This window comes from Mucilaginibacter angelicae, from assembly GCF_042434235.1.
Lineage (GTDB): Bacteria > Bacteroidota > Bacteroidia > Sphingobacteriales > Sphingobacteriaceae > Mucilaginibacter > Mucilaginibacter angelicae.
This window is the reverse complement of the sequence record NZ_JBHLTS010000023.1, coordinates 1-16,429: the sequence shown is the minus strand read 5'-3', so window position 1 is coordinate 16,429 and position 16,429 is coordinate 1. Positions and strand designations below refer to the sequence as shown.

General features: G+C 42.2%; 15 protein-coding genes. 8 read left to right on the top strand and 7 right to left on the bottom strand.

Annotation, left to right across the window (positions count from 1 at the left end; genetic code table 11):
- Positions 1-35 precede the first annotated feature (35 nt).
- Complete coding sequence (mutS, locus tag ACFFGT_RS17190; RefSeq protein WP_377023766.1) at positions 36-2,645, bottom strand: DNA mismatch repair protein MutS; 2,610 nt, start codon at positions 2,643-2,645, stop codon at positions 36-38.
- Between the two features lie 188 nt (positions 2,646-2,833).
- Between mutS and ACFFGT_RS17185 the strand changes: the two genes are divergently transcribed.
- The 4 genes from ACFFGT_RS17185 to ACFFGT_RS17170 are packed head-to-tail and all read left to right on the top strand — an operon-like array spanning position 2,834 to position 8,653.
- Positions 2,834-3,196: a BlaI/MecI/CopY family transcriptional regulator gene (locus ACFFGT_RS17185; protein ID WP_377023765.1), complete on the top strand. Its 363-nt coding sequence runs from the start codon at positions 2,834-2,836 to the stop codon at positions 3,194-3,196.
- A gap of 1 nt (position 3,197) precedes the next feature.
- Positions 3,198-4,652 carry an N-acetylmuramoyl-L-alanine amidase gene (locus ACFFGT_RS17180; protein WP_377023764.1) on the top strand — a complete coding sequence of 485 codons (1,455 nt, stop codon included), beginning with the start codon at positions 3,198-3,200 and terminating at the stop codon, positions 4,650-4,652.
- A gap of 34 nt (positions 4,653-4,686) precedes the next feature.
- Positions 4,687-7,125, top strand: coding sequence for an outer membrane beta-barrel protein (locus ACFFGT_RS17175; protein ID WP_377023763.1), 2,439 nt, complete (start codon positions 4,687-4,689; stop codon positions 7,123-7,125).
- Positions 7,126-7,132: 7 nt separating this feature from the next.
- Positions 7,133-8,653, top strand: a complete 1,521-nt coding sequence (locus ACFFGT_RS17170) for a glycoside hydrolase family 10-like protein (RefSeq protein ID WP_377023762.1) — start codon at positions 7,133-7,135, stop codon at positions 8,651-8,653.
- Positions 8,654-8,753: 100 nt separating this feature from the next.
- On the opposite strand, the gene ACFFGT_RS17165 is transcribed toward ACFFGT_RS17170, so the two are convergent.
- Both ACFFGT_RS17165 and ACFFGT_RS17160 read right to left on the bottom strand, forming a co-directional pair.
- Entirely contained in the window at positions 8,754-10,688 is a 1,935-nt protein-coding gene (locus tag ACFFGT_RS17165; protein WP_377023761.1) for an LTA synthase family protein, read from the bottom strand.
- Positions 10,689-11,131: 443 nt separating this feature from the next.
- The gene (locus tag ACFFGT_RS17160) at positions 11,132-11,692 is read right to left on the bottom strand and encodes a KilA-N domain-containing protein (protein ID WP_377023760.1); all 561 of its coding nucleotides are present in this window, start codon (positions 11,690-11,692) and stop codon (positions 11,132-11,134) included.
- A 231-nt stretch (positions 11,693-11,923) separates the two neighbouring features.
- Between ACFFGT_RS17160 and ACFFGT_RS17155 the strand changes: the two genes are divergently transcribed.
- Both ACFFGT_RS17155 and ACFFGT_RS17150 read left to right on the top strand, forming a co-directional pair.
- The gene (locus ACFFGT_RS17155; RefSeq protein ID WP_377023759.1) at positions 11,924-12,322 is read left to right on the top strand and encodes a ribosomal maturation YjgA family protein; all 399 of its coding nucleotides are present in this window, start codon (positions 11,924-11,926) and stop codon (positions 12,320-12,322) included.
- Between the two features lies 1 nt (position 12,323).
- A complete protein-coding gene (locus ACFFGT_RS17150) occupies positions 12,324-13,094 on the top strand; it encodes an oxygenase MpaB family protein (RefSeq protein ID WP_377023758.1) in 771 nt (256 codons plus the stop codon).
- Positions 13,095-13,240: 146 nt separating this feature from the next.
- Here the strand turns inward: ACFFGT_RS17150 and ACFFGT_RS17145 are convergent, their stop codons facing one another.
- Both ACFFGT_RS17145 and ACFFGT_RS17140 read right to left on the bottom strand, forming a co-directional pair.
- Entirely contained in the window at positions 13,241-13,792 is a 552-nt protein-coding gene (locus ACFFGT_RS17145) for a sugar O-acetyltransferase (RefSeq protein WP_377023757.1), read from the bottom strand.
- 60 nt (positions 13,793-13,852) lie between these two features.
- Positions 13,853-14,278: a hypothetical protein gene (locus ACFFGT_RS17140; protein ID WP_377023756.1), complete on the bottom strand. Its 426-nt coding sequence runs from the start codon at positions 14,276-14,278 to the stop codon at positions 13,853-13,855.
- Between the two features lie 235 nt (positions 14,279-14,513).
- Between ACFFGT_RS17140 and ACFFGT_RS17135 the strand changes: the two genes are divergently transcribed.
- A complete protein-coding gene (locus ACFFGT_RS17135; protein WP_377023755.1) occupies positions 14,514-14,945 on the top strand; it encodes a hypothetical protein in 432 nt (143 codons plus the stop codon).
- 73 nt (positions 14,946-15,018) lie between these two features.
- On the opposite strand, the gene ACFFGT_RS17130 is transcribed toward ACFFGT_RS17135, so the two are convergent.
- Positions 15,019-15,585 (bottom strand): hypothetical protein, encoded by a 567-nt coding sequence (locus tag ACFFGT_RS17130; protein ID WP_377023754.1) that lies wholly within the window; start codon positions 15,583-15,585, stop codon positions 15,019-15,021.
- Positions 15,586-15,749: 164 nt separating this feature from the next.
- On the opposite strand from ACFFGT_RS17130, the gene ppnP reads away from it, so the two are divergent.
- Positions 15,750-16,031 (top strand): pyrimidine/purine nucleoside phosphorylase, encoded by a 282-nt coding sequence (gene ppnP, locus ACFFGT_RS17125; protein ID WP_377023753.1) that lies wholly within the window; start codon positions 15,750-15,752, stop codon positions 16,029-16,031.
- A 173-nt stretch (positions 16,032-16,204) separates the two neighbouring features.
- Here ppnP and ACFFGT_RS17120 read toward each other — a convergent pair.
- The coding region (locus ACFFGT_RS17120; RefSeq protein ID WP_377023752.1) for a hypothetical protein at positions 16,205-16,429 on the bottom strand (225 nt) is incomplete at its 5' end.

Sequence of the window (16,429 nt, the reverse complement as noted above, 5' to 3'; positions counted from 1 at the left end):
ACAATTTGCACATCTGAAATCTGCACATCTAACAATCAACTCTTCACCACCCGTTGAATTTCATCCAGTTTCATCAGCGCCTCAACCGGGGTAAGCGTGTTTACATCAAGGTTATTCAGTGTATCGCGGATCTTTACAAGCACGGGATCATCTATCGAAAACATCTGCATTTGTACAGCTTGTTTCTGCACCTTGCGGATACTCTCTTTGATGTGTTCGCCGCCGGTGCGTTCGTTTTCCAGTTTCTTTAGTATCTCGTTGGCCCGGCTAAGCACCTTTGAAGGCATACCTGCCAGCTTAGCCACATGGATCCCGAAACTGTGCTCGCTGCCACCCGGTACCAGTTTACGTAAAAAGATGATCTGCTGGCCAACTTCCTTAACCGATACATTAAAATTTTTGATGCGGCTAAACGAGTTACTGAGCTCATTAAGCTCATGATAATGCGTAGCAAACAGTGTTTTGGCCCTTGCAGCCGGATGGTTATGCAGGTACTCGGCAATTGACCAGGCAATGGAAATACCATCATAAGTTGAGGTACCGCGGCCGATCTCATCAAGCAGGATCAGGCTCCTGTCTGACAAGTTATTGAGGATGCTGGCCGTTTCGTTCATCTCCACCATAAAGGTCGATTCGCCGGAGGAGAGGTTATCCGAAGCACCAACCCGGGTAAAGATCTTATCAACCACACCTATAGTAGCCGCTTTAGCCGGCACAAAACACCCCATCTGGGCCATCAGCACTATTAAACCGGTTTGCCTTAACAGGGCCGATTTACCCGCCATGTTGGGGCCGGTAATGATGATGATCTGCTGGGTTTCAGAATCAAGGTATACACTATTGGTAATATACTCCTCGCCTATCGGTAGGTTCTTTTCAATAACCGGGTGGCGCCCTCCTTTAATGTCAAGCGCTTTGCCTTCGTTCATCTCCGGCTTAACATAGTAGTTTTTAATGGAGATGGTTGCAAAGTTGAGCAGCACATCCAAACGGGCTATGAGCTGGGCATTAAGCTGGATAGGCTTGATGTACTCGGCAAGCGAATACAGCAGGTCGTTATATAATTGTGTTTCAAGCGCCAGGATCTTTTCTTCGGCGCCTAAAATCTGCTCTTCATATTCTTTAAGCTCGGGGGTAATATAACGCTCGGCATTAACCAGGGTTTGCTTGCGGATCCATTCGGTTGGTACCTTATCCCGGTGACTATGCGTAACCTCCAGGTAATAACCGAACACGTTATTAAACGATACTTTAAGCGATGGGATCCCTGTTAACTCCGCTTCGCGTTTCTGAATCTCCAGCAGATAACCTTTACCGCCGAAAGCGATCTTACGTAAACGATCAAGCTCATCATTAATCCCCTCATTCATCACCGAGCCTTTTACCAGCATTACCGGTGGCTCGGGATTCAGTTCGCGCTCTATCTTTTCGCAAATAAGCACGCAAGGGTTTAATTGTTCACCGATGGCCCGCAGCGGGGCACTTTGTGATGATTCAGTTATACGTTTAATTTGAGCGATAGCAGTCAGCGCTTTTTTCAGCTGGCACACCTCGCGCGGGTTGGCTTTTTGTAAACCGATCTTTGAGATCAGCCTCTCCAAGTCACCTATCTGGCGGAGATATTGCAGCAGTTCTTCCCGCAGTTCTTCATTCCCTATCAGGTATTCAACCACACCAAGACGGTCGTTAATAGCCTTGATCTGCTTTAGCGGCATCACAATCCAGCGGCGCAGCAAACGCGCGCCCATGGGCGAACAGGTATGGTCAAGCACATCAACCAAGGTAAGGGCGTTTTCATTAGCCGAACCTACCAGCTCAAGATTGCGGATGCTGAACCTGTCGAGCCACAGGTACCTGTCTTCCTCAATCCGGCTAATGGCCGAGATATGCCCCAGGTTACGGTGTTCCGTTTCATTGAGATAATGAATGGCGACACCTGCAGCAATGATACCTAAATTCAGTTTATCGATACCAAAACCTTTAAGCGATTTAACACCGAAGTGCTTGAGCAGTGTTTCGGTAGCGTAATCACCACTGTAAGGCCATTCATCAAGGGCATAGGTGTAAAAGCGGTCGCCATAAGTATCCTTAAAATCCCGTGTGCGGCTTTTGGGGTAGATGACCTCGCTTGGCGAAAAAGTTTGCAGCAGCTTATCAATATAATCGCTGTTGCCCTGGGCAGTCATGAACTCGCCGGTTGAAATATCAATGAGCGCTATCCCGATGCTGTTTTTTTCAAAATGCAGCGATGCAAGGTAGTTATTACTCTTCTGATGCAGGATGTTATCATTGGTGGCCACACCGGGGGTAACCAGCTCAGTTACGCCGCGCTTAACGATGGTTTTGGTAGTTTTAGGATCTTCCAGCTGATCGCATATGGCCACGCGCTGACCTGCACGTACCAGTTTAGGCAGGTAAGTATCCAGTGAATGGTGTGGAAAACCGGCAAGCTCAATGTGTGTAGCGGCGCCGTTTGCCCGGCGGGTAAGTACGATGCCTAAAATACCGGCAGCCTTAACGGCGTCTTCGCCAAATGTTTCATAAAAATCGCCCACCCTAAACAGCAGCAAAGCACCGGGGTACTTTACTTTGATAGCATTATATTGCTGCATTAAGGGGGTTTCTTTGGTAGTATCTTTAGCCAAGCGGTTACTCCTTCTGTTAATCGGGTAAAGTTAATGCATTGACAGGTGTTTTATGGCATTGTTGAAAATTCGGGGTGATGTGGATATGTGATTGAAATATATTCCTTCGTTTTAATGAATGGCAAACCCTTTTTCATTAAAACTGAAAAACCAGTTGTATAACTGAAAAATAAGTTACATATTTGATTATGGAAGAATTGACCAAAACCGAGGAGCGTATCATGCAGATTTTGTGGGACCTGAAATCGGCATTTGTTAAAGATATCATTGAAAACCTGCCCGATGAACCCAAGCCTCCGTACAACACTATATCATCGGTAGTAAGATTGCTGGAAACCAAAAACTATATCGGGCATAAGGCTTATGGCAAAACCCATGAATATTTCCCGCTTATTACTAAAGCTGCTTATCGTAAACATTCGTTCACCAAGCTTTTCACCAATTATTTCGATGGTTCGGCCGAATCATTATTATCCTTTATGGTAAAAGAGGAAAAGCTTAAAGAAGATGACATAGAAAGCATCAGGGAATTTATCAATAAACAAAAGTAATATGGCACTATTCTTCTTTTTAAGTAAGGCAACAGCCTGCATGGGGATTTTCTATTGCCTCTATTACACACTTTTCAGGCGGTTAACTTTTTTTACATTAAACAGGTGGTATTTGCTATCATCACTTTTGATGAGCGTTGTTATTCCCGCAATACACTTTGAAGTACTCCGGCCGCTCCCCTTTCATACATCGTTACCGGCTGCGGCAAAGCTCCCTGCCGTGGTGAACTATAACGAGTTTGACAATACAAACATGCATGCGGCTACGGCGCACGTTAATATAGAGCAGTTAATACTATATACCTATTTTATTGTTTGTGTGGTTCTGCTCATTAAAATATTAACTGGCATAGCTGTCATTATTTATAAAGCCGCTCGTCGCGGAAGAAAAACCAACGGTTATTACCTTATCGCCAACGCTTCTAAAAGTAATTCCTCGTTCTTTAATTTTGTCTTTTTAAAAGATGAACAGATAACGATCAGTGAAAAAGAACAGGTTTTGGCCCATGAACTGCAACACGCACGTCTTGTACATTCGGCCGATCAATTATTTACCGAACTGTTAAAAGCGTTTTTCTGGTTCAACCCATTTATATACCTCATAGCTAAAGAATTGCAGCAGGTGCATGAGTTTGAGGTAGACAGGAACCTGACCTCTACTTACCACGCTGATGAATATGCACAGCTCATACTCAAACTTTACAGTACACCAGCATCAGCAATAAGCAATCAGTTTAGCGCTTACAGGGTAAAAAGCCGGATCAGGATGCTATTTCAAGCTCATTCATCGGCAAAGTTTAAACTCAGGTACTTATGGGCAATTCCTGTTATCTCTCTCATGATTTACCAGTTCAGCCTCGAAAAATCATATGCCACTACCAGGATAGATGGTCAGTTTACACTGGTGCTTGATGCAGGTCATGATGCCTCACATAAAGGGGTTATTTGCGGTAAGGTTTATGAAAAGGATATTACGCTCGCCCTTGCCCAGCAAATCAAATTACTTGCCGAACAACGCGGCATACGCACGCTGCTCACCCGCAATAACGACCGGCCTGTGGAATTTAAGGACAGGATATCATACAAAGGTGATGTTTTTGCCTCCCTTCATATTAATGCCGCGCCTGTAGGGCCAACACAGCAAAATGCAAACGGCATTGAAGTAAAAGATAATCCACAGGGCCATAACCCGGGCTTATCGGCCAGGGTTGCAGATCAGCTTAAAAACAGTTTCAGACAGCTTAACGGCATCAATACCAATGACAGCACTTTTGCCAAACCCGGGATTTACGTTTTACGCGAAAATACAGTACCCGCCGTTTTAATTGAATTTGGCTACGCTACCAACCCGCATGACCTGGAGTATATACTTAATGAACAACACCGTTATGAACTGGCAGAAAAATTTGTAGATGCTATAGTCGCCTACAATGCAGCGAAACATAATTACAGGTAAGCAGCCCCACTAATCCAAATTTTAAATTACCATTATGAAGCAGTTTTTACTGGCTTTGTGGCTATGCCTTTGCCTCATTAAAAGCGTTAGTGCCCAAAACATTGTGGTTAAGGGCATAGTTCATGATGATCAAAATACCCCTGTTGAGCGGGCAACAATTAACCTGCAACAGCAAGGTCAGGGCAAAATATGCCGCAGTGCTATTAGTGATAGCTTAGGAAATTTTGAATTGGTTGTAGTTACCAAAGCAGTCTATGTACTCACCGTAACCCATTTGGGCTATGCCCCTTATATCCTGCAGCAACTGGATATTGACCCGGCCATAAAAAATTTCAAACTACCCGACATTAACTTAAAGCCCTTTGCAGGACAGCTAAAGGAAGTGCATATCATATCCGCACAGAAGAGCTATATCGAGCATAAGGCCGACAGGCTGATAGTAAATGTAGGGGCACTTATAGGTAACAGCGGGACAAATGCTATTGATGTATTAAACAATGCCCCCGCGGTACTTGTAACAGATGATGGTATCAGCCTGCGTGGCAAAGAAAGTGTAGTTATTTATATTGACGATAAACCAAGCTATCTGACGGGGAAAGACCTTTTAAATTATTTAAAAAACCTGCCATCGGGCACGCTTGATAAAATAGAGATCATGACCAACCCTCCTGCCAAGTATAACGCGGAAGGCACGGCAGGCATTATCAACATTAAAACAAAAAAAGGCAAAACCAAAGGATTTAACATTAACCTGAATACGAGCTACCTGCAGGGTGTTTATTCAAGAAATAACTCGGGCATTAATTTCAATTACAAGGCAGATAAGATCAACGTTTTCGGGAACATGGCTTACTCATCCATTAACAATTTTTATGATGTAAAGCGCAACAGGCAATTTCACTATCAACAGGATTCAAGCGGATTGGTACTTGAACAATTTAATACAGAAACAAGCAATACCAAAAGCTATAACTACCAGTTAGGCTTTGATTATGACATTGATCCGTATAATAGTATTGGTGCTATAGCCCAGGGAATGATAAGCCCTTATATTGAAAACGGTCTTTATTCAACAGCATTTAAAAGTACTAACCTGGCCGATTCTACCATCAGCACTACGAGCCGGCTTCATTATACTACCAGGAATAATACATTCAATTTAAATTTCCGCCACCGGTTTCCGGGCACAACGCAGGAACTTAACATCAATACCGATTACTTACACTATTCAACCAACCCATTACAAGTTATTAACAGCAGTACCCGGTTGCCCGATCAAACCTTAACCGGCAGCTACATCCTCAATACCTTTAATCCGTTTGATACAAAAGTTTTTGGTGCAAAGGCCGATTTTGATGGTCAATTATCTACCCATATAAAAATATCGGCAGGGTTGCAAGCCACTTACTCTGCCAGGAACAGCACCGGTAATTATCAGTATACCACAGCCGGTAAAACATTTCCAAACGATTCTCTCAATGGCCGTTTCGGTTACAGTGAAAATATAAACGCTGCTTATATCAACTTTCAACAAACTAAAACCTTGTTTGAGCTGCAAATTGGGCTGCGATATGAAAACACCTACGCCCGAACAAACCACCAGGGCGCTGCTTTACCAACTAATGCTGATGCTGTGTACAGCTACAACAATTTATTCCCTACAGCTTACCTAAGCTACAAGCTGGATACAGTTGCAGCAAATACCCTGGTATTATCACTTGGCAGGCGCATATCAAGGCCTGGTTATAGCGAATTGAACTCTTTTGTATTTACGTTCGATAAATATTCATCCAATAAAGGTAACCCAAAACTTGCGCCGGCTTATTCCAACAACCTTGATATTTCCCTTAACCATGGTGATAAAATAACCGTTGGGTTTGCTTATAGCCAAACACATAATACTATTGCCCAATACTACCAGCTTACAGGTTATGCGCTGGCCTTTATTCCTGTAAATATTAATAAAGCTCTATCGTACGGATTATATCTAAACCTGTCATTGCCGGTTACTCCATGGTGGAATGTCAATTTATACAGCGATGTAAACCGCAATCACTATACCGGCGAAATTTTAGATGTATCCTATTTAAACAATTCGGTTACGACGGTAACCATTAGCGGTAACAACCAGCTTAAATTAAAAAAAGGCTGGAGCCTGGAGATAAATGGTTCATACCGCAATAACCTTACTTACGGCCAGGGTATATACCTGCCTATGTGGTACTTGAATAGTTCGGTTCAAAAAGCATTTTTTAAAAATAAAGCGACAATTACATTAACCGCGCGCGACATATTTGACACCCGTAAATTAAGGCGGCAAATTGAATATCCAAACGCTTATCTTACGTCGGTAAACCATAGTGATAACCAACTGATAGGCATAACATTCACCTATAAACTGGGCAAATCGACATTAAGCAGGCAACATCATAACAGCATCCAGACAGAAGCAGGCAGAGCCGGCGCAAACTAAAAACAAAATGAATTACAGGTATTTTATATTAATTTATTTGTTGGTGACCGGCTCAGTTAAGGCTCAAACGGTGGCGCCTAAGAGAGAGTTTCGCGGCGTGTGGATTGCTACAGTTGAGAATATAGACTGGCCGCATAAACCGGCCGAAACTACTGAACAGCAACAAGCAGAACTGTTGGCCATACTCAACGCACACCAGGCTACAGGTATCAACGCAATTATATTACAGGTAAGGCCAACTGCCGATGCATTTTACGCTAAAAGCCGCGAACCCTGGTCAAAATATCTTACCGGCAAACAAGGACAAGCACCAGCTCCACTGTATGATCCCTTAAGTTTTGCTATAAATGCAGCGCACGAAAGAGGCATGGAACTACACGCCTGGTTTAACCCATACCGCGCTACCAAAGACAGTAACTTTTCAAGTTTAAGCCCCCACCATATCACCAATATTCGTCCCGAATGGTTTTTTATTTACGGAGGACAGAAATTATTTGATCCGGGCATTCCAGAAGTAAGGGAATATATTGTGAAAGTAATTTTGGATGTAGTTGACAATTACGATGTAGACGGTATTCATTTAGACGACTATTTTTATCCTTACCATATAGCAGGTCAGCAAATCCATGATCAGCAAACCTTTGCAAAATACGGAGCAGGCTTTACCGATATTAATGACTGGCGGCGCAACAACGTAAACCTGCTTGTAAAAATGCTTGCTGATAGCATTCACCAGCACAATCCGCGTATCAAATTCGGGATGAGCCCGTCAGGGGTATGGGCCAATAAGTACCAGAACCCTGAAGGTTCAGATACACATGGAGGTGATTCATATTATGAGCTTTATGCCGATTCAAAAAACTGGGTTAAAGAAGGCTGGGTAGACTATATTAATCCGCAGCTTTACCGTCCTTTAAATGACCGCCTGGTGCCTTTTAATGTTATGGTTAACTGGTGGAGCGAACACACTTACGGCAGGCATTTATATATCGGTCAGGCCCCCTATCGCATCATTGAAAATAAACTGCCAGGATTTAAGATCCCCTCGCAATTACCTCAACAAATCAGTTATCTCCGCAAAAATGCCCGCGTGCAAGGCAGTGTTTATTTTAGTTCAAACTCCCTTATCAGTAACCCACTCGGCTTTACAGACTCGTTAAAGAACAACTTTTACCACTATCCCGCTCTACCGCCAGTTATGCTATGGCGCGACTCTATTGCGCCTAACGCCCCCAGGCAACCTATAGCAAAAGTTGATAGCGGCAAAATACTTTTAACCTGGCAAGAGCCTATAATTGCTAAAGACAATGAGCCTGTTTACGGATACGTGATATACCGGTTTGATGAAAACGCATTTATAAATACCGATAATCCTAAATACATCATACACATACAGTATAGCCAGCAATGCACTTATGAAGATAAAACCGCAATAAAAGGTAACACCTACCGCTATGTCATCACAAGCATTGATCGCCTGAAAAATGAAAGTGAGCATTCTGAAATTGTAGATGTGAGGGTTCCATAAACGGCATTCGCACTTTTTACTTACGGTCAACCTCTTTTAAAAAGTCGCTCTTTTAGAATAGAACCGGCAAGTCAGCGTTAAAGGAGGAAATGACTACCCTTTACTTCGCCACCAGCTTCCCGTTCACAATCCTATCCGTATAATCCTGGATCTGCGCCTTGCAATCCTGCATGCCTTTTTGCATTTCGGAGTTGAGTTGTGCGGTCATCAGGTTTTTCTCTAACCCTTTATCGGTGACAGCAAAAATTCCGGTGAAGTTTTTCCCATCAAACAGGTAAGTATAATTTCCCTGCATAAACTGGTAAATATTCCCGGTTGAGTTGATCACTTTGGGCTGCTCATCGGGCAGGTTGCTTACCAAACTTCGGCCCCATGACCTGAAGGGTTTGTTATAACCTATCAGATCGACCACTGTTGGGTAAATATCCATTTGCGATGCCAGATCGGTACGAACGCCTTTTAAATTATAAGCACTGTTGGCACTATAAAACAGGATAGGCACGGCAAAACGGTTAACCTGTTTGCTGTATTCGGGATAATAGGTTTGACTGGTATGATCGGCTGTGATCACAAAAATGGTATTGCTGAACCATGCCTGAGTTTTGGCATAATTGAAAAAGATCCGCAGGGAATTATCAGTATACTGAACACATTTATCAATAGCCAGCGGACCACCTTTAAACCTTGTTTTATATTTTCCGGGCAATTGATAAGGATCATGTGATGAGAGCGTAAACAGCGTAGCCATAAAAGGTTGTTTCTGTGAGCTCAGTGTGCGCCCCATGAACGGAAAAAAATGCTCGTCCCAAATGCCCCAGATGCCGTCAAAATCTTTATCATCATTATATTCTGTACGGCCGTAATAGTGCTGATATCCCAAAATACTACCAAAACCCTGGAAACCCATGGAACCGTTGGCTGCACCGTGAAAGAAGGAGGTTTGGTACCCCATACTATCACAAATGGATACTACCGACTGGATTTTCTGCTTGGCATAAGGGGATGAAGTAAAAGCATTCTGAAACGAAGGGATCCCCGCTATTACCGATGATACCGCGTGAATGGATTGCCGGCCCGTTGCATAAGCGTTGGTAAAAATCAGGCTGCTGTTAGATAATGAATCCAAAAACGGCGTGTATGATTTAAATCCCGGGATACTAACATCGCGGTTCATGCTGCCCCAATATTCGCGGGCCATACTCTCCAGTATAATGATCACCACATTGGGCTTCACCGCCGGTTTGGTATTATATTGTTTTATGGGTTTGATATTGGAATTGATGTAAGCTTCATCAACCCAGTGCTGAAGCTTGTAATTATTGGTGCCCAGTGTCCGGAAAATAGCGAAGGGCGTATTCAGCACAATATCGCCCTGGTTAGGAACGGTGATGTGTTTATAGGCATCAACCATATTGATTGGCCGGGTGCTGTGCGCAAAATCTCCACGGATGCCGCCGATAACCAGTGTAAGGATCAGCAGGAATGATACTATAGATGACAGAAAATATACTTTCTTATCTGTTACCCCGGCAGGCTTCAACTTTACCCGTTTATACAGCCAGATCCAGCAAATAGAGCATAGTATAAATATGATGATCACATACCAATAAGCTTCAGAAAAATGGGTAAACAACAGTTTTTTGTTGTTCTCATCGGCCAATACATCAAGGGTTGCCTTGGTTGAACGCACCTGGCTAAAGCGGTAGTAAATAATATCAACAAAGTTGGTGGCGTAGGCGAGTATATTGGTAATGAAGTACAGGATGGCCATCCCTTTTTGAAACTTAGGATGGGTATTTATAGTCAGCGGTAAAACACTGAGCAAAATAAACAGGCTATTGATATAAAGCAGGGCAGTAGTATCAAAGGCCATACCGAAATAGCATAATTTAAGCAGGGCCCAAAAGCTATCAACCGCAAATAGGTGTGTGTTAAATGCAAAGAATAATACCCTTGCAATAAAATAAAACAGATACCCCAAAAACAGCCTGTATAAAAGCACTTTATACTCGGCCAACCTTAATTTACTTTCCATGAAAAACACGTTGCTTTTAGTTTCCCCCAGGGTCGGATCAGCAGGAAAAGATCAAACCTGGTTTGCACCGGGAACTAATAAAAAACGAAAGTAAAAAAAATAGAATAACAATTATTTAATACTAAATCAACAGCGATTTAATGACATTGAGTTGGCAAACCGAATATCAAATATTGAATAGGGAGAAAAACCTGAGGCGGGGAAATCGCTTTTAAAATCAATAGCAAACACGGGGCACCTAACGGAGCCTTAAAATTTCCACTTTGTTTCCTATAAACACCATACTCCTACGGAGTGTATTGTCAATTTTTTTTAACTCCGTAGGAGTATCGTGTTTATAGATATTTTAGTCCCAATATACTGGCTCCGTTAGGTGCCTCGTGTTTTAAAAGCGATATCCCTCAAAGCAGAGACAATTAAAACCGCCCTCTCTATGGGGGAAATTATATTGCTTTAAGCTGCCTGTATTGCCTTAACGTAGCCTGGTTGTTTCTTTTTATCCGGTAAGGGAGTTTTTTCAATTTTTCCTGTAGTAACATATAAGACTGAAAATCGGCATTGCCCTGCAATTTTTTCACCAACTTATCCAGTTGATCTTCAAACTTAACAATCTGCTTGTAAGCTTCATTGTTGTCCCTTAAATTGGGTAAAAACTCCCGTATGGTGCTATAAACCCAAACTTCAAATTTAGGGTTAAGCCAGCCTGCAAATTTTAGCGCCAGAATTTCGCACATCCAAAGGCCGTCGGTTTTATTTACAAAAATCATCGACTCTAAATCGTTCAGGCCATCTGTATTACCTTCAAAATTCGATTCATTAAAAGGCAAGGGCAAACTTTTAAGCTCTTCAATAAAATCTTTGGTTTGTTTCAGCTTTAAAAACTCGACCGGATTTTTCCCAAAGATCTTCCCCATCTCTGTGGCATTTATCATTAAATCTTTATCACTTATATCAAACTCAACAACCTGATTATTAAACTCAAACTCAAAAACTGCATTTACCATACGTCTGCCCTAAAATGTGTATTTTAATTAACATGCAAGTATAGTAACAGCCATTTTAAAACCATAAAAATTAGCAATAAAGTTTTAAACAATTTAAAAAGCCATAAAAATTAGTAATTAATTATAACCTGTTTAACATAGAATATAATTCCTCCCAATAAAACCCCTGCCCCTATTGTAAGTCTTAAAATATTCTATTAACTTTGAATTGCAAAGTACTTTTAATAAAAAATGAAATTAAATAAAACTTACCTTACTTTAACGCTAATCCTATTCGCAACCGAAGTATTCATTGGCGTATCCCTGCACGACCGGCTTATCCGCCCTTTCGGTGGCGATCTTTTAGTGGTTATCCTTATTTACTGCTTTGTAAAAAGCTTCTTTGATACCCCCTGGCTTAAAACAGCCATCTGTACGCTGATCTTTTCATACATAGTTGAAGTATCTCAATACTTTAATTTACTCAAGCACCTCGGCTTACAAAGCTCTAAAGCTGCAGCCATACTGCTTGGCCATTCATTTTCATGGGGCGATATGCTTTGTTACACCATAGGCATAGCTATAGTAGGGATTTTAGAGCTATTTCACAGGCAGCCAAATAACAACTTACCAAAAACTAAAATTATATAATATGGACTTTTTTGTAGATGAACATTCGATAGTGCGCAGGATTTGGGGCAAGGCTGATACCATCCTGTTCATATTTGCCGGGGCTGCAGCTGAGTTTGCTTTAAATAAGGCTGTCGACTGGCTTTATTTTACAGGTAAACTCCCGGCAGATCCATTAGCCCGCCTGTTCAGCACCGTGGCTTACTCCCGGCAGATCATCTTTTCGGAGCATGATGCAGCTTTAAAGGCTATTGATAAAATAAATGCTATCCATAAAGGCGTTGAAACCTCACGCGGTTCCCAAATACCAGACTGGGCTTATCGTGATGTGCTGTTCCTGCTTATCGATCTGTCCATCCGCTCATACGAGTTACTGGAAAAGCCCCTTAGCGTTGCCGAAAAAGCCGAAGTGTTTAATGTATTTAACCGGGTTGGTATCAGGATGCGGCTAACAGACTTACCGGCAGACTATCCCCACTACCTGAAAATGCGCAAAGAACATCTCGAAACGAACCTGGTAAACAGTGCTTTTACTATCGATTTATATCAGCAGTACAAAAAACACCTCGGTTTTGCCCGTTACCAAATCCTGAAACAGGCGCAGTTATTAACCGTACCTGCACAAATTAGCCAACAACTGCCGCTGGGTAAAACAGCATGGCTTTGGCCTGTATTAAAGGTGTACAAGGCCATAAAAAACCTTAAGCCAGGTAAGTTTTTAAGGGATGCCCTCCTGCCCGCGCAATACAAAGTACAGATCCAGGGCATGGACCAGGCATATGCTTTAAACTGATCAATGATAAAAATTTCACGTTAATATGCTAAGCCTCAAAGAAGTTTGTTTTCTTAGCGCCTTTCGCGTGCATCTCTAAAGCCTGGGTTACATATGAATACTCCAAATCCGAAATCGAAATTCCGAAATCCGAAATTGAATAAAAATCATAATTCTCTGATCACCCGGCAGGGGTTTCCAGCGGCCACTACATTGGCAGGGATATCTTTGGTTACCACACTTCCTGCTCCTATTGTGGTATTGTCGCCAATGGTAACTCCCGGGCAAACAATTACACCGCCACCCAGCCATACGTTATTGCCAATGGTAATAGGCGCCGCATATTCGGGGCCTTTAATCCGTTCGGCAGCTATTACCGGGTGATAGGCAGTATACAGTTGTACGTTGGGCGCCAGGAAAACATTATCGCCGAAGGTAACGCGGGCGCAATCCAATATAATACAGTTAAAATTCAGAAACAGGTTATCGCCGGCTGTTATATTAAAGCCATAATCACAGTAAAAAGGCGATTGAATGTCAATATTGCCTTTAAAGTTTCTGAGCAGCTGTTTTAACAGGGCGGTTTTGGTTTCCTTGTCATCGTAACCGGCAGCATTGTATTGTGTAAACAATTGCCGGGCTTTTGAACGGGCAGCAACAAGTTCGGCATCCCCGGCATTATAAAGCTCGCCGGATATCATTTTTTCAAGTTCGGTCATAGGTAATATTAGCAGGTGCGGTTACAAATATAGCTGCTTAACAGGTAACCCGGCAAGGCATCAGCTATTTACAAACCCGGCTATGGCATTGTATATTACCTGGTCATCACCTTCAATATGTGCAGTTGATATAATTACAGTTTCCTCAAATATATTATGCCGGTTAACCCTGATCATAATGCGGATCCCGCCCCGTACTTTTTTATATCCGACAGATCTCACCTCCGACCAGTATATTACTTTATTGTCAATATAGGAAACTAACTTTTCATCATCAAGCTGCAGCGCTATTTTATCACGCAGGTCATACGTAAAGCATCGCTTACAGAAACTAACAATTACAAAAAGGAGCGCGGTGATAACAGGCAGCAGTTCGGGCCAATTGTTTTTATTAACCCTGACTACGCAGATAACCGTCAAAAATGAAGGCGTAATAATGCCAAAAACCCACAGGGATTTACTGTATTTAAAGGTAATTAATCTCATTCAGGCTGCCGAACAAAAGCTGGTCATTACTTTTATTGCTGTGTTAACAATGGTTAGCAGGACTAAATTACTACTTTAAATACGATACAAACTGCAGTTCAACGGTCACATCCTAAAATGAACACAACTGAATAAAATACCGCTCTGCATTATGGTTCATTTCAAATTTTTAAAACCATTACCTTTTTATAGAGTTATACTATTAGTTAACTTTTAATAAATAAAAGGAAAAACTATGAAAAATTTAAGAATTGCAGCTGCAGCTATTGCCCTGTCATTAGCCGGCTCATTTGCATTAGCCAACGGCCACGGGCCTCAAAATACCGGCACCTCAGTAACAAAGTATACCATGGCTACAGATACCGTGCCGGGTAAAAATAAAAAGAAACCAAAAACACCGGCACCTACGCCAAAACCAACAGATCCGGCGCCAAATCCGGCACCTGCGCCAACCCCTACAGAACCGAACCGTGTGCCGATGCCTGTACCAACGCCAACACCTGCGCCTACACCGGCGCCAACGCCAAACCCTTCACCAACACCTAATACCCCTAACCCGGTACCGCAGCCAAGCACACCTAATATGCCTGCGCCGGCACCAACACCAAGCCCGACACCTAATCCGTCGAGCCCGACAACACCAACAAACCCTGCGCCTACCCACTAATAAGTTTACATAAAAAGAAATCCCCGTGGTACAATGCACCACGGGGATTTCTTTTTATGATTTGAGCTGTTATTTATTTTGTTGAAGCACCAAATGTGTATGGCAAATTAGTAAACGTTCCGCTTAAAATTTGCGAGGTTTCTATTGATGCAATACTGCCATCAGGATTATAATTAACTTTTTTAGCGGTCATTGAATACGTGCCGGTTATTAAGTTTTTAGTTGGATCAATAGATGTTACGATAATTGAACCCGATCCCGGTTCAACAACACCTACCTGGTTGTAGTTTGTACCATCTGCCGATGTATAATATGTCATTTTCACCCTGTCTGTTGCATCAACCCTATAAGTAGATAATGGAAATGTATTAGTAGTAGTTGTTGTAGCATCACTCAATGTTATTGACCACCGTACACGTTTCTGATCTGCCGTACCTACTACGTCAAATGATTTTGTTTTAGCGGTAGCATCATAAGTTATCGAAGCAGTAACATCATCTGGGATCCATGATGTACCATTTATAGTAGCAGCAAGTATTTGGTCGGAAGTAGTGGAAGCAGAAGTAACAACGTCCTTTTTACAGCCCTGGAATATTATAGCTGATAAAACGAACAGCATTAATAGTTGGATTTTCCTCATATATAAATTTTATGCAAATAACGATGTTTAAGAAGTAATAATCACAACCGAAATTACTTTTTTCACATATTTTAACATTCGCCGGTGCGGCGCCTTTTAATAGTTAAGCCCCAATTATAACACAAATCATTTTATTTAACCATATTAGACCGAAATTTTTAAACATGATCAACGTAAACGAATATTTTGAAGGTGCCGTTAAATCACTGGCATATACGACCCCGCAGGGGCGCTCAACCATTGGTGTTATTGAACCCGGCGAATACGAATTTGGCACATCAAGTCACGAAACCATGACCGTAATTGAAGGCAGTTTGGAAGCTCTGCTGCCCGGCCAGGACAAATGGCAAACTTTCACAGGCGGTCAAACATTTGAGGTTGAAGCCAATACATCGTTTAAGGTAAAAACAGAAGTGCAGAGTTCATATTTGTGTACTTATAGATAGAACCTCTTACTTCACCCGTCATTGCGAGGTACGAAGCAATCGCGAACTATATCAGGCGGCTCTGCAAGTCGGGGATTATTAATAATTATAATTTGATTTTATAGGCATTAATGAGTTCCCTTGGGTCGGTTTTCTTCGTACCTTATAATGACGTAACTGTAAATTGTTGATTATTAAATATATTTTTTTATCAATTTTATAAATGTGGGCGTTGCCTGCGGCCCGGGCTTTCCGTTACAAGTCCTCGCCTTTCCTACCCGCAACCCCAACCCGCGCTGTGGGCTTTTCACTGCAATCCCTCCTATGTTTACATTTAATATTATTGTAATGATTTTATGAGTGAAAAGAGTGAGAGCACAGCAATCCCAAACAGCCTTGAGCATGTTGAGCGTTAGATA

Excerpts from the sequence above, each read along its gene's own strand:
- ACFFGT_RS17135 (WP_377023755.1), top strand. The coding sequence starts at position 14,514 with ATGAAAAATTTAAGAATTGCAGCTGCAGCTATTGCCCTGTCATTAGCC.
- ACFFGT_RS17155 (WP_377023759.1), top strand. The coding sequence starts at position 11,924 with ATGAAATTAAATAAAACTTACCTTACTTTAACGCTAATCCTATTCGCA.
- ACFFGT_RS17150 (WP_377023758.1), top strand. The coding sequence starts at position 12,324 with ATGGACTTTTTTGTAGATGAACATTCGATAGTGCGCAGGATTTGGGGC.
- ACFFGT_RS17185 (WP_377023765.1), top strand. The coding sequence starts at position 2,834 with ATGGAAGAATTGACCAAAACCGAGGAGCGTATCATGCAGATTTTGTGG.
- ACFFGT_RS17170 (WP_377023762.1), top strand. The coding sequence starts at position 7,133 with ATGAATTACAGGTATTTTATATTAATTTATTTGTTGGTGACCGGCTCA.
- ACFFGT_RS17130 (WP_377023754.1), bottom strand. The coding sequence starts at position 15,585 with ATGAGGAAAATCCAACTATTAATGCTGTTCGTTTTATCAGCTATAATA.
- ppnP (WP_377023753.1), top strand. The coding sequence starts at position 15,750 with ATGATCAACGTAAACGAATATTTTGAAGGTGCCGTTAAATCACTGGCA.
- ACFFGT_RS17165 (WP_377023761.1), bottom strand. The coding sequence starts at position 10,688 with ATGGAAAGTAAATTAAGGTTGGCCGAGTATAAAGTGCTTTTATACAGG.
- ACFFGT_RS17180 (WP_377023764.1), top strand. The coding sequence starts at position 3,198 with ATGGCACTATTCTTCTTTTTAAGTAAGGCAACAGCCTGCATGGGGATT.
- ACFFGT_RS17175 (WP_377023763.1), top strand. The coding sequence starts at position 4,687 with ATGAAGCAGTTTTTACTGGCTTTGTGGCTATGCCTTTGCCTCATTAAA.
- ACFFGT_RS17145 (WP_377023757.1), bottom strand. The coding sequence starts at position 13,792 with ATGACCGAACTTGAAAAAATGATATCCGGCGAGCTTTATAATGCCGGG.
- ACFFGT_RS17160 (WP_377023760.1), bottom strand. The coding sequence starts at position 11,692 with ATGGTAAATGCAGTTTTTGAGTTTGAGTTTAATAATCAGGTTGTTGAG.
- ACFFGT_RS17140 (WP_377023756.1), bottom strand. The coding sequence starts at position 14,278 with ATGAGATTAATTACCTTTAAATACAGTAAATCCCTGTGGGTTTTTGGC.